The following is an 11903-nucleotide window of genomic DNA, read 5'->3' on the forward strand; positions in this document are numbered from 1 at the left end:
ATGATACGTAATATAATTATTGGGTTGCTTGCAGTGGCAGTGATTGCGTTAGGGTACTGGGGTTTTCAGGAACAAGAACAAAAGCAGGTACTTTCTATTAATGCTGAAAATAACTATCAACGCGCCTTTCATGATCTCACGTTTCATTTAGATCAAATAGAAGATGAGCTTGGAGCGACCCTTGCTATGAATACACGTCGTCAGTTAACTCCTGCACTTGCAGAGGTGTGGCGTGTAACAAGCTTAGCTCAAGCCGAACTAGGTCAGCTTCCATTAAACTCCCTGCAGCTTGGGAAAACGGAAGAGTTCCTTTATAAAATTGGGAAGTTTTCTTATCAAACCTCTATTAGAGATCTTGATAAAGAGCCTTTAACAGATAAAGAATATGAGACGCTTAATAAGTTGTACGACCACTCTCATGAAATTAGAGAAGAAATGCGTGAAGCGCAAGCCTACGTCTTAAAAAACGGTCAAAGATGGCTAGATATTGATAAAGAGCTTCAAGCGGCAACAACTGAGGAACCATCTGATAACCTTGTAGTAAATAATTTTGAAGTAATGAATAAAAACATTGAAGGTTACAGCGAAGTAGAATGGGGCGCCGGGCTAACTTCAATTGAAGATTTAAATGGTGAGTTAAAGCGTGCATTATCTGGAAAGAAAAAAGTGTCTAAAGAGGAAGCACAGGAAATTGCACGTAATTATTTAGATCTAAGTGACCGTGCTGCTGTACATGTAGCGGATACTGGTAAAGGGTTGGTATATCCGGCTTATAGCTTAGTGATAGATGACCCTGATCATGAAACAAATTATTATATGGATATGAGTGTTGAAGGCGGGCATCCTATTTGGTTTTTACAGGAACGCCAAATAGCCGAACCAAAAATCAGCTTAAATGATGCTTCAAATAAGGCACAAGTGTTCTTAAATGAAAATGGAATGGAGAATATGCAATTAATTGACAGCAAGCAATATGATTCTATTGGGATGTTTGAATTTGTCTACCTTGATAATAATGTTCGGGTTTATACAGATGCAGTGATGACTGAAGTGGCGTTAGATGATGGAAGCATTATCAGCTATGAAGCGAAAGACTATTTAATCAATCACAAAGAGCGTGATATTAAAGAGCCTAAACTTACGCTAGAAGAAGCTGAAACAAGTGTGAATCCTAATGTTTCAGTCATGGAGGATCACCTTGCTATTATTGAAAATGACTTAGGTGATGAAGTATTATGCTATGAATTCATTGGAACGATTAAAGACGATACGTATCGAATCTTTATCAATGCTGATGACGGAGAAGAAGAGAAAGTAGACAGATTAGAGCGTGCTGAGCGTGTGTATGATTTCTCTTAATTAAATATCAACTATTTTATTAAAAAGAAGAAGCGGCAAATGCTTCTTCTTTTTTTTATTCCGTGCGATAATGAGTAAAAAGATATAGGACTGTCAGGTCATGGTGTCGGAGGAGGGTTTTGATGATTGAGATCGGAACAACGATTCAATTAGAAACGATAGAGGACTCAAAAGATAAGGAAAGCAAGAAGATGCGCTGCCGCTTAGTTGATAAAAGCAAAGGCTTGTGTATTATTGATTATCCTATAGATCAAAAAACAGAAAAAACCAGCTTCTTAATAGATGGGACAAAGTTAAAGGCTTCTTTTATAACAGAAGCAAATGTGGTGTATGAATTTAATACTGAAGTAATAGGTCGTGAAAAAAGGAATATTCCTGTTTTATTTTTAATGGATCCAGGTAAAGACAAGTATTACCGGATCCAAAGAAGGAACTATGTAAGGGTTGAAGCGGCAAATGATGTAGCCGTTCATTCTATTGATGATGCGTTTAAGCCATTTACTTCAGTAACTGTTGACATTAGCGGGGGAGGATGTGCTGTATTACTGCCTGATGAAGTCGTTCTTTCAGTAGATACTCAAGTAGATATTACAATCGTTCTTCCCATGCAAAAAAGCGAAAACCAGTATGTACGAGCACGTTGCAGGGTCGTACGAAGTTACAAGCCTAGAATTGAAGCGAAGACTCGTGCTTCGTTGCAGTTTATTGACGTTAACCAAAAGGATCAGGATCAAATTGTCAGGTATTGTTTTGAACGACAAGTTGTCCTTAGACGTAGGAACCGGGACTAGCATGCAGAGACTAAATCACTAGCAAAAATATGCCGGCCTCAATTTGTCTATAATTCGAGCAAGCTAGTATTAGACCGAGATATACGAGTGTGATATGATGAAGGTATCTGAAAATTTACCGTTGAATAAAATGGAATAGCCGTTCTGTGCTAGCTGTTTTGGGAAGATTGTATGAGGTGTGGAATAGATGAATAATTTAATGAATATTGCTATTGACGGCCCTGCAGGAGCAGGTAAGAGTACGGTTGCGAAGCTTGTAGCTGAAAGACTCTCTTACTTATATATTGATACAGGTGCCATGTATCGAGCATTAACTTATGCAGCACTTGAAAAAAATGTTAACCTAGAAGATGAGGATGCTCTAGATCAATTACTTGAAGGAATCGATATTGATTTAAAGCATACAAAAAACGGGGTTCTCGTTTACGTAAATAAGGCAGATGTAACAGAATTAATTAGGACCGATGATGTGAATAAACACGTCTCTTTGGTGGCAAGTCATCCTTCTGTTCGAATTGAAATGGTGGAAAGACAGCGTACTCTCGCAAAAGGGACAGATGCGGTATTAGATGGAAGGGATATAGGTACATACGTCCTTCCTGATGCGGAGTTAAAAGTATTCTTGACTGCTTCAGTAGAAGAGCGTGCAAGAAGAAGGCATGAAGAACAAGTGAAAAAAGGACTCCCGTCTAATTTTGAAGAGCTTAAAAAAGATATAGCCAGACGAGACGAATTAGATTCAACTAGAGAGTTTGCTCCATTAAAAAAAGCAAATGATGCGGTTGAAATTGATTCGACCTCTATGTCGATTGAAGAAGTTGCGGCCTCCATTATCAATTTAGCCAAGGAGCGTGCTTCTTAGATGGGTATATATCAAATTGGTCAGCGTATTTGTAGAATGTACCTCTCAAGTAAGTACAAAGTTGAAGTGATTGGTGCTGAAAATCTTCCTGCTGATGGCGGTGTGCTGCTTTGCTGCAATCATATAAGTAATCTAGATCCACCTTTATTAGGCGCGTATATTAGTCGTCCTATCCGTTATATGGCCAAACAAGAGTTATTTGAAAAACCCATTTTAAAGTCGCTTCTGCCAAAACTCGGTGCCTTCCCTGTCAGGAGAGGAATGAGTGATAAGCAAGCGCTGCGTAAAGGGATGGATTTTCTCAAGCAAGGCGAAATGCTTGGCTTATTTCCTGAAGGAACGAGGAGCAAGGATGGCAAACTTGGGAAGGGTCTTGCAGGTGCAGGGTTCTTTGCCCTTAGAACGAATGCGGCGGTTGTCCCTTGTGCCATTGTAGGACCTTACAAAAAAGGACAGCCATTAAAATTAATATATGGAAAGCCGATGGACTTTGAACAAATTCGGTTAGAAAAGCGTTCTGCTGATGATGCGACAGCGATCATCATGGATGAGATTGGTCAGCTGATTGAGCTGCATTCTACGGAAGTTAAGTCTACTACGTAGTTCAATACTTTCTCGCTTTATGTGAGAGTTCAATTTATATAATACGTATACATACCGCTTTAGCGGAGATTGAAGGAGGCAAAAGTCATGGGTGAAGAAATGAACAATGAACAATTAGCAGAAATGAAGTCATTAGCTGTAGGGGATGTTGTTACCGGAAAGGTAACAAGAGTGGAAGACAAACAAGCATTGGTTGATGTTGGTTTTAAAGTGGAAGGCATTGTACCAATCAGCGAGCTTTCTAGTTTGCATGTCGAAAAAGTAAGTGATGTTCTTTCTGTTGATGATGAATTGGAAATGAAAATTCTTAAACTAGAAGACGATGAGCTGATTCTTTCAAAGCGTGCTGTACAAGCTGAAAAAGCATGGGATCAATTACGTAAGCAACAAGAAAATGGCGAAATTATTACTGCTGAAGTAGCTGAGGTAGTAAAAGGCGGTTTAGTGGTAGATGTAGGTGTAAGAGGTTTCATTCCGGCTTCTTTAGTTGAACGTCATTTTGTAGAAGATTTTTCGGATTATAAAGGGCGCGAACTTCGTCTGAAAGTAGAAGAGCTGGATCAAGAAAATAATAAACTGATCTTATCGCAGCGTGCTGTACTAGATGCAGAGCTTGAAGAAAAGAAGAAAAATGTCCTTCAATCACTTAAATCAGGAGATACAGTTGAGGGAACTGTACAGCGTCTGACAAGCTTTGGTGCATTTGTAGATGTTGGCGGTGTAGATGGACTTGTGCATATTTCTCAGCTTGCGCACCACCGTGTTGAAACGCCTTCTGATATTGTAAATGAAGGGGATAAGGTTAAGGTGAAAGTCTTATCTGTGGACCCAGACAGCGAGCGTGTATCACTTTCTATTAAAGATACACAGCCAGGACCGTGGGAAGAAGTAGCGGGGCAAATTTCAACTGGTGATGTCATTGAAGGTACAGTAAAACGTTTAGTGTCATTTGGTGCATTTGTTGAGGTAGCACCAGGAGTCGAAGGTCTGGTCCACATTTCTCAAATCGCCAACCGCCATATCGGCACCCCGTCAGAAGTTTTAACTGAAGGCGAAAAGGTTGAAGTGAAAGTGTTAGATGTAAATCTTGGTGATAAGCGTATTTCTTTAAGTATTCGTGAGCTTTTAAAAGACGATACGAATGATGGAGATTATGCCGCGTATGAGGCGAATAAAGAAGAAGAACCAAGCGGGTTTTCTCTTGGCGACATGATAGGAGATCAATTGAAAAAATATAAATCTTAATTGATTAGGTGATGTACATGAGTCGTGCAAAAAGAAAATTAGATCATATCGAACATGCTCTTTCTACAGGGCAAGAGCGCACTCATGGCTTTGAACATATTCGTTTTGTCCATAATAGTATTCCTGATGCTTTTGTTGATGAAGTGGATTATTCCTCTGAAATCGGCGGACTTTCATTAAGTTCGCCGATTTTTATCAATGCCATGACCGGCGGCGGCGGCGAACGGACGAAAATGATTAACCAGCAATTAGCCGAAGTCGCCTCTGAATGCAGGATTGGAATAGCTGTAGGGTCGCAAATGGCAGCCATACGAGATCCGGAAGAGAGAAAAAGCTATGAAATTGTCAGACAGACTCTCCCGAATGGAGTCGTATTCGCTAATTTAGGAAGTGAAGCAACAGTAGACCAAGCCAAAAGGGCTGTCGATATGCTTCGGGCTTCTGCTCTGCAAATTCATCTTAATGTCATTCAAGAACTTGTGATGCCAGAAGGAGACAGAGACTTTAGACATACGTTGTCTCGTATTGAAAAAATAAAAGATGCGATTGATGTCCCGTTAATCATTAAAGAAGTAGGATACGGTATGAGCAGGGAAACGGCTGAAACATTAGCATCAATTGGAGTTCAAATGATTGATGTCGGCGGGTTCGGCGGAACAAATTTCTCTCGAATTGAAAATGCAAGAAGAGAACGTAAGCTAAGCTATTTTGATGATTGGGGCATAAATACCACTAGTTCTATTATCGAAGTGACAGAAGCTGCTAAGGGGATATCAGTGATTTCATCGGGAGGTCTTCAGTCTGCATTAGATGTAGTTAAATCGATTGCACTAGGAGCCGATGCGACAGGCTTTGCAGGCTACTTCCTTAAAATATTAATGGAAGAAGGCCAAACTGCCCTTATCGAAGAGATCAATTTTATCCATAAAGATATTAAAATGTTGATGACTGCATTAGGAGCATCTTCACTAAGTGAACTGAAAGAAATCCCTTTAGTCATAGGTGGGAGCACAAAAGAATGGTGTGAGCAGCGGGGGATTCCCCTCGATCGATATCTTAAACGCTAAAAGGTTGAATGAGGAGAAAATCCTTATTCAACCTTTTTTCTTATGGCCGTTGATTTTCTCTAGCTTCTTCAGGGCTCTGGAGCTTGCTTGCTCCTTTATTGGATAAACTTTGATCACGATCTGATTCGACACGGTGAGAAGCTTTTAATTTGCGCTCTTGGCGATCACGTCCCATATACTCCCCTCCCTTCATATTGCAATTTTTAGTATGTCCACTTTCGTTTGTTTCATGTAGAACCTAGTTCTTTTCACGTTTAGCTTTTTTGGAATTGTCGATACTAAAGCAAGGGAGGTGGGTTTAATGGAAGGTGTATATTTTTATTGGATAGGTTGGATCTATATTTGTATTGTTACATTCTTTTGGAACAAAACGTCTTTAAGAACGACTTCTGCTATATTTTTATTTATTACATTAATAGTAAGTCCGATTTACATCCCAGTCTTTTCTAGTGAGGTCAGTTTAGGCTTTATATTTTTAATCGGTGTTTTTTATGGTTTTATTTCTCAAGTGAAAGTCATGAGGTTGTTGCATGTAATGATTGCCGTACTAGCTGTAGCCGCGGCTTATGCCACATTTCAATTAGTAGCCATTTACGACCCGGTTGTTCATTTAATTGATGGGAGGCTTATGTCAATGGCCATTGTGGTGTGTCTGGCTTGTATGCTGGCTGGGAAATGGAGCTTGAGAATACTCATTGCGGTAGTAGGGTTGCTGCACGGGGAACTTTTATATGGACTTGCTGCCATTCAGACGTTTACTTCCCACGCATTTGGCTCTTTTTATGTTTTAGATGTGCTGGCGCTCTCAACCGCTGTTATCGGGGGAGGATGGTTATTGCATATGCTTTCTGAACATGTAGGGGAATGGATTAAGCAGCGAAAACAACAACCAGTTCGGAATATGATTCCGCAAGAAGATCACCTTGAATAATTAATCGTTGTGATTTATTTCGCTATTAATATAAACAAAAAATGAAAATAGCGAGCAAAAAGGTTGATTGAAACGAGTGATTGAAACGATTGTTTTCAACCAAGGTCTCGACAATCTCATTGAGGTTTAGTAGAATGAACAGGTTACAGGCGGAGTCTATCTCCATCAATTAATCATTTTAACTAATACAAAAAACGATGTATTTTACATAAGAAAGGTCGGGGGACAATTATGACGAAACCAGTCGTTGCCATAGTAGGGCGTCCTAATGTTGGAAAATCAACCATTTTTAACAGAATAGTAGGAGAAAGAGTAGCCATTGTCGAAGATATGCCAGGAGTAACTCGTGACCGCTTGTACAGTCACGGAGAATGGTTAGATCGTGAATTTAATCTGATTGATACAGGCGGGATTGAGCTTGCGGATGAACCATTATTGAATCAAATGCGCGAACAGGCAGAGCTTGCGATTGAAGAAGCAGATGTCATTGTTTTCATCGTAAATGGACGAGAAGGAATTACGAGTGCTGACCAAGAAGTTGCGAAGATCTTATTTAGATCTAAAAAGCCGGTTGTTTTAGGGGTTAATAAGGTCGATAACCCTGATATGCATGATTTATTATATGAGTTTTATTCTCTTGGTATCGGTAATCCGTTCCCGATTTCAGGGTCGCACGGTCTAGGGCTTGGTGATCTTCTCGATGAGGTATTAAAGCACTTCCCTGAAAAAGTAGAAGATGATTATGATGCTGATACGATTCGTATATCACTTATCGGACGTCCAAATGTCGGTAAATCCTCGTTAGTAAATGCGATGCTCGGTGAGGAACGAGTGATAGTCAGTAACATTCCTGGTACCACTAGAGATGCTATTGATACATCTTTTACAAGAGATGATCAAGATTACGTCTTAATTGATACTGCAGGGATGCGGAAACGTGGAAAGGTATATGAGAGTACAGAGAAATACAGCGTGCTGCGCTCATTAAAAGCTATTGAACGTTCTAACGTCGTTTTAGTTGTTATTAATGCTGAGGAAGGCATTATTGAACAAGATAAAAAAATTGCAGGCTATGCACATGAGGCCGGACGAGCTGTAATTATCGTAGTCAATAAGTGGGATGCGATTGAGCGCGATGATAAAACAATGCAGAAATTTGAACAGAAAATTCGAGATGAATTTTTATTCTTATCTTATGCACCAATTTTATTTACATCAGCTAAAACAAAACAGCGTCTGCAACATGTGCTGCCTATGGTAAAGAAAGTTTCTCAAAATCATAACTTACGTGTACCGACGAATATTTTAAATGATCTAATTATGGATGCTGTAGCGATGAATCCTACTCCAACTGACAAAGGAAAGAGACTTCGTATTAATTATGTGACTCAAGTAGCAGTAGAGCCGCCAACTTTTGTCTTCTTTGTCAATGAGCCGGAGCTTCTTCACTTTTCTTATGAACGTTTCTTAGAAAATCGTCTGCGTGCGACATTTGAATTCGAGGGAACTCCTATTAAAATTATTGCTAGAAAGAAAAATGACTAACTGGAAATGACTTATCATAGTTAGAACTGGGGGAGACTATGACTATTTTGTTACTGCTCGTTGTTATTTTAATTGGTTACTTACTTGGTTCAATCAGTTTTAGTTATTTAATTGCAAAGAAGATTAAGAAAGTTGATATTAGACAGCATGGCAGCGGGAATGCCGGAGCAACGAACACTTTGCGTGTTTTAGGAATCGGTCCTGCCATTTCTGTGCTTGCTTTGGATATTGTCAAAGGGATTATTGCTGTATGGATTGGGATTTTGCTTGCCCCAGACCAAAGCGGCGTGTTTCCAGCTCTTGCAGGGTTAGCAGCTATTTTAGGGCATAACTGGCCTGTTTATTATGGCTTCAGAGGGGGAAAAGGGGTCGCTACGACCATCGGGGTTATTGCGACGCTTGTTTTCTTCCCTGCTTTATTTGCCGGAATTATTGCTATTATTAGTATTGTCTTAACGCGTTATGTTTCGCTAGGTTCGCTGTTATTTGCTCTTTTAACACCTGCTTTTGCCTACTTGCTGATGGAAACGTACCAAATTCCTCAGATGTACATTATCTTATCTATTCTAGTAGCGGCTCTTTCATTTTGGAGACATCGTACCAATATTCAGCGCTTGCTGACAGGAACTGAGAGCAAGATTGGAAAGAAAAAAGAAGCTTCCTAGGAAGTAGAAATGGTCCAAAGGAGTTGATTATGTGGCAAATATCGCAGTAATGGGTGCAGGGAGCTGGGGAACGGCATTAAGTATGGTGTTAGCTGATAATCATCATGACGTTCGTTTGTGGGCAAGGAGAGAAGAACAAATTGCTGAAATTAATAACAATCATACAAATGAAGCTTATCTTCCAGGCATTCAGTTACCTAAACAAATTAAAGGATACTCTGACCTTTCTGAAACTGTAAAGGACGTAGAGGTGCTATTGCTTGTCGTACCCACAAAAGCTGTACGTGACGCGATTCAAAGCCTTCGTAAAGTCCTGACATCACCTGTTGTGATTGTTCATGCAAGTAAAGGGATTGAACCGGGCACCCATAAACGTATATCAGAAATGATTGAAGAAGAATTTGAGGGCTCAGATCTATTAAAAGATGTTGCTGTCTTATCAGGGCCGAGTCATGCAGAGGAAGTCAGTCTTCGCCAGCCAACAACGGTGACTGTATCTTCAAGTAATAACGATGCTTCGCTTCTTATTCAAGATTTATTTATGAATCAGCATTTCAGAGTCTATACGAATCCTGATCTAATCGGGGTTGAAATCGGAGGAGCGTTAAAAAATATTATTGCGCTTGTATGCGGTTTAACAAATGGTCTTGGGATGGGTGATAATACTAAAGCCGCCATCATGACAAGAGGGTTAGCAGAAATTACTCGACTTGGTGTGAAGCAGGGAGCTAACCCTTTAACGTTTGCGGGCCTCTCTGGACTCGGTGATTTAATCGTAACGTGTACGAGTGTTCACTCAAGAAACTGGAGAGCAGGTCAAATGATCGGGCAAGGGAAGTCGCTTGATGAAGTGTTAAGCAGTATGGGGATGGTAGTGGAAGGAATCAGAACCACACAGGCAGCCTTTGAATTAGCTAATGAATTAAAAGTAGAAATGCCGATTACCTCAGCATTATATGAGGTGTTATTTGAAGGTCTTCATCCGAAAGAAGCAACCGAGAAATTAATGGGTAGAATTAAAAAACACGAAGTTGAACAAATTTCAGATTTTTTAAATCAAGATGAGCTTTAAGGCGTAAGCTCGCACTACCTACCCAAAGGTCATGCACCAACCCTTCGTTCATGCATAGTATATGTCTATATTAAGAACGAAGGAGGACGTATGATGTTTCAAAAAAATGACCCTTCATTTATGGATCAGCTTCAAAAGAAAACGAATGTAAGACCAGATGAATTAATGAAACTGGCAAACTCGGTCAGTCAAGCAAATTTACAAGATGAGAAAACGGTTCGTCAATTAATTTCGCAAGTATCAAAGCTTGCTAATACTCCAGTATCGAAAGAAAAGGAAGATCAGATTGTTCAGGCTATTGTGAAAAATAATATGCCTACTGATTTCGCTTCTCTTGCTAAAATGTTCAATAAAAAATAATGCAGTGTAAAAATAGGTGCAACAATAGGCGGATGCCAAACGCAAAAGCACTTATTCTGCATATAATTTATGGAACGAACATTAAAATAGGGCTGTTCAATAAGAAGGCTTTAGTTGAGTTAGAGAAGTGCGCCCCGCTTCTCTAACTTTTTTAATGGATTCAAATGAAGGGGAGTGAATTTATAAGTTGGAAAATGATGCATTCTGTCTGTAACCGAATGGACAAGCATTATAAGAAATATGGGCTTGTATGATATGGTATAATAAATCGTGGAATTTTTAAAAGTGTAATTTTTAAAAAAGGATGATGGTAATGTCTGATGCAATGATGAATATGTGGATCTCGTTTTTTGCTCTCGCTTTAATGTTTATTTCTGCAGGGGCAGCGATCTTCAGTCGTGAAAAACTTAGAGGGGTTATTCAAAAAATAGTTCTTGCCTTCTCGTTTATTTGTTTATTAGTGTCTGGTTTGATTGTATTTCTAATCGTAATTGGCGGGCCGACTGCCACCTTATAAGCTAAGTTTCAAAGAATGAAAAGATTAGGAGATTGATTGGATGAAATGCACGATAGTATCAATCCTGATGATAAGCATGTTTCTAACGGGATGTATGCTTCCAGATGAACAGAGAAGTGAAAATCAGCTGGCTTATCCAGATCAGCTGCAAGCTGTTGAACAAGCTGCAAAGCAATTTCAACAAGATACAGGGGTCCTTCCTATTCGAAACTTCGATGAAACGACTCCCCTCTATCAACGTTATGTAGTTGATTTTAACCAGCTTGTACCAAGATATTTGCAGCAGCCTCCAGGAACGGCTTTTGAAAATGGCGGAGTCTTTCAATATGTTCTTGTTAATGTCGAAGAAGAGCCAGAAGCAAAAGTCATTGATTTAAGAAGTCAACGTGAAATCCAGCAATTTCAACAGCGTATTAATGAATATATGCGGAAACATACGTATGCACCCGTATTAGAAATGGTGGATGTAGGGCTCTTTAAATTGGATCATGAAGCGTTAAATTACAGCGAAGCCCCTCATGTGAGAAGCCCTTATTACGATACGTATCTGCCTCTGTTATATACGAACGATGGAGAAATTGTGATTGATTATCGAATTGATCTTAATATGGCACTCAACGAATTCGAGCATGACTTTAAAGAAAACGAAGACATTCGCTCCATTTTAGTAGATAACTTTCCGATTGTGCCTGTAAGGTCCGTTCCATATACACTTGATGAAAACGGAGAGCCTGCCTACAATATCCGGCAAGAATAAGGTAAATAAGTAAGTGCAATAAAAGCAAGGTCACACAAATCAATAAAAAGTTGGTCTAAAGCCCCTTATCCATTGATATACATGTCAAAGGAAGGGGCATTTTTTCTTTCTACCCCTTCTCGGTATATC

General features: G+C 39.6%; 14 protein-coding genes. 13 read left to right on the forward strand and 1 reads right to left on the reverse strand.

Going from position 1 to position 11903, the window contains the following annotated elements:
* The 6 genes from ypeB (at nt 1) to fni (ending at nt 5927) form a co-directional block, all read left to right on the forward strand.
* Complete coding sequence (gene ypeB, locus A33I_RS03840) at nt 1-1359, forward strand: germination protein YpeB (RefSeq protein ID WP_022627137.1); 1359 nt, start codon at nt 1-3, stop codon at nt 1357-1359.
* Between the two features lie 122 nt (nt 1360-1481).
* Nucleotides 1482-2150 carry a flagellar brake protein gene (locus A33I_RS03845; protein WP_022627138.1) on the forward strand — a complete coding sequence of 223 codons (669 nt, stop codon included), beginning with the start codon at nt 1482-1484 and terminating at the stop codon, nt 2148-2150.
* Nucleotides 2151-2337: 187 nt separating this feature from the next.
* Entirely contained in the window at nt 2338-3012 is a 675-nt protein-coding gene (gene cmk, locus A33I_RS03850) for a (d)CMP kinase (protein ID WP_022627139.1), read from the forward strand.
* Nucleotides 3013-3615, forward strand: coding sequence for a lysophospholipid acyltransferase family protein (locus A33I_RS03855; RefSeq protein WP_022627140.1), 603 nt, complete (start codon nt 3013-3015; stop codon nt 3613-3615).
* 87 nt (nt 3616-3702) lie between these two features.
* On the forward strand, nt 3703-4860 hold the full coding sequence (gene rpsA, locus A33I_RS03860; protein ID WP_022627141.1) for a 30S ribosomal protein S1: 1158 nt from the start codon (nt 3703-3705) through the stop codon (nt 4858-4860).
* 17 nt (nt 4861-4877) lie between these two features.
* Nucleotides 4878-5927, forward strand: a complete 1050-nt coding sequence (gene fni, locus A33I_RS03865; RefSeq protein ID WP_022627142.1) for a type 2 isopentenyl-diphosphate Delta-isomerase — start codon at nt 4878-4880, stop codon at nt 5925-5927.
* 40 nt (nt 5928-5967) lie between these two features.
* Here fni and A33I_RS20130 read toward each other — a convergent pair whose 3' ends face one another.
* The gene (locus tag A33I_RS20130; protein WP_012958480.1) at nt 5968-6102 is read right to left on the reverse strand and encodes a YpzI family protein; all 135 of its coding nucleotides are present in this window, start codon (nt 6100-6102) and stop codon (nt 5968-5970) included.
* 126 nt (nt 6103-6228) lie between these two features.
* On the opposite strand from A33I_RS20130, the gene A33I_RS03870 reads away from it, so the two are divergent.
* The 7 genes from A33I_RS03870 (at nt 6229) to A33I_RS03900 (ending at nt 11774) form a co-directional block, all read left to right on the forward strand.
* Complete coding sequence (locus A33I_RS03870; protein ID WP_022627143.1) at nt 6229-6858, forward strand: YphA family membrane protein; 630 nt, start codon at nt 6229-6231, stop codon at nt 6856-6858.
* A gap of 231 nt (nt 6859-7089) precedes the next feature.
* Complete coding sequence (gene der, locus A33I_RS03875; protein WP_022627144.1) at nt 7090-8403, forward strand: ribosome biogenesis GTPase Der; 1314 nt, start codon at nt 7090-7092, stop codon at nt 8401-8403.
* Nucleotides 8404-8441: 38 nt separating this feature from the next.
* Entirely contained in the window at nt 8442-9068 is a 627-nt protein-coding gene (plsY, locus tag A33I_RS03880; RefSeq protein ID WP_022627145.1) for a glycerol-3-phosphate 1-O-acyltransferase PlsY, read from the forward strand.
* 31 nt (nt 9069-9099) lie between these two features.
* Nucleotides 9100-10140, forward strand: coding sequence for an NAD(P)H-dependent glycerol-3-phosphate dehydrogenase (locus tag A33I_RS03885; RefSeq protein ID WP_022627146.1), 1041 nt, complete (start codon nt 9100-9102; stop codon nt 10138-10140).
* Nucleotides 10141-10233: 93 nt separating this feature from the next.
* Nucleotides 10234-10500, forward strand: a complete 267-nt coding sequence (locus tag A33I_RS03890) for a stage VI sporulation protein F (protein WP_022627147.1) — start codon at nt 10234-10236, stop codon at nt 10498-10500.
* A 313-nt stretch (nt 10501-10813) separates the two neighbouring features.
* Complete coding sequence (locus A33I_RS03895) at nt 10814-11017, forward strand: DUF2768 domain-containing protein (RefSeq protein WP_012958486.1); 204 nt, start codon at nt 10814-10816, stop codon at nt 11015-11017.
* 40 nt (nt 11018-11057) lie between these two features.
* Complete coding sequence (locus A33I_RS03900; protein WP_022627148.1) at nt 11058-11774, forward strand: hypothetical protein; 717 nt, start codon at nt 11058-11060, stop codon at nt 11772-11774.
* Nucleotides 11775-11903: the final 129 nt, after the last annotated feature.

Source organism: Alkalihalophilus marmarensis DSM 21297, assembly GCF_000474275.2.
In the GTDB taxonomy this organism is placed as follows: domain Bacteria; phylum Bacillota; class Bacilli; order Bacillales; family Bacillaceae_D; genus Alkalihalophilus; species Alkalihalophilus marmarensis.

Bases quoted from the DNA above. Each gene is read 5' to 3' on its own strand.
- ypeB (WP_022627137.1), top strand. From the start codon at position 1: ATGATACGTAATATAATTATTGGGTTGCTTGCAGTGGCAGTGATTGCG.
- A33I_RS03845 (WP_022627138.1), top strand. From the start codon at position 1,482: ATGATTGAGATCGGAACAACGATTCAATTAGAAACGATAGAGGACTCA.
- cmk (WP_022627139.1), top strand. From the start codon at position 2,338: ATGAATAATTTAATGAATATTGCTATTGACGGCCCTGCAGGAGCAGGT.
- A33I_RS03855 (WP_022627140.1), top strand. From the start codon at position 3,013: ATGGGTATATATCAAATTGGTCAGCGTATTTGTAGAATGTACCTCTCA.
- rpsA (WP_022627141.1), top strand. From the start codon at position 3,703: ATGGGTGAAGAAATGAACAATGAACAATTAGCAGAAATGAAGTCATTA.
- fni (WP_022627142.1), top strand. From the start codon at position 4,878: ATGAGTCGTGCAAAAAGAAAATTAGATCATATCGAACATGCTCTTTCT.
- A33I_RS20130 (WP_012958480.1), bottom strand. From the start codon at position 6,102: ATGGGACGTGATCGCCAAGAGCGCAAATTAAAAGCTTCTCACCGTGTC.
- A33I_RS03870 (WP_022627143.1), top strand. From the start codon at position 6,229: ATGGAAGGTGTATATTTTTATTGGATAGGTTGGATCTATATTTGTATT.
- der (WP_022627144.1), top strand. From the start codon at position 7,090: ATGACGAAACCAGTCGTTGCCATAGTAGGGCGTCCTAATGTTGGAAAA.
- plsY (WP_022627145.1), top strand. From the start codon at position 8,442: ATGACTATTTTGTTACTGCTCGTTGTTATTTTAATTGGTTACTTACTT.
- A33I_RS03890 (WP_022627147.1), top strand. From the start codon at position 10,234: ATGTTTCAAAAAAATGACCCTTCATTTATGGATCAGCTTCAAAAGAAA.
- A33I_RS03895 (WP_012958486.1), top strand. From the start codon at position 10,814: ATGTCTGATGCAATGATGAATATGTGGATCTCGTTTTTTGCTCTCGCT.
- A33I_RS03900 (WP_022627148.1), top strand. From the start codon at position 11,058: ATGAAATGCACGATAGTATCAATCCTGATGATAAGCATGTTTCTAACG.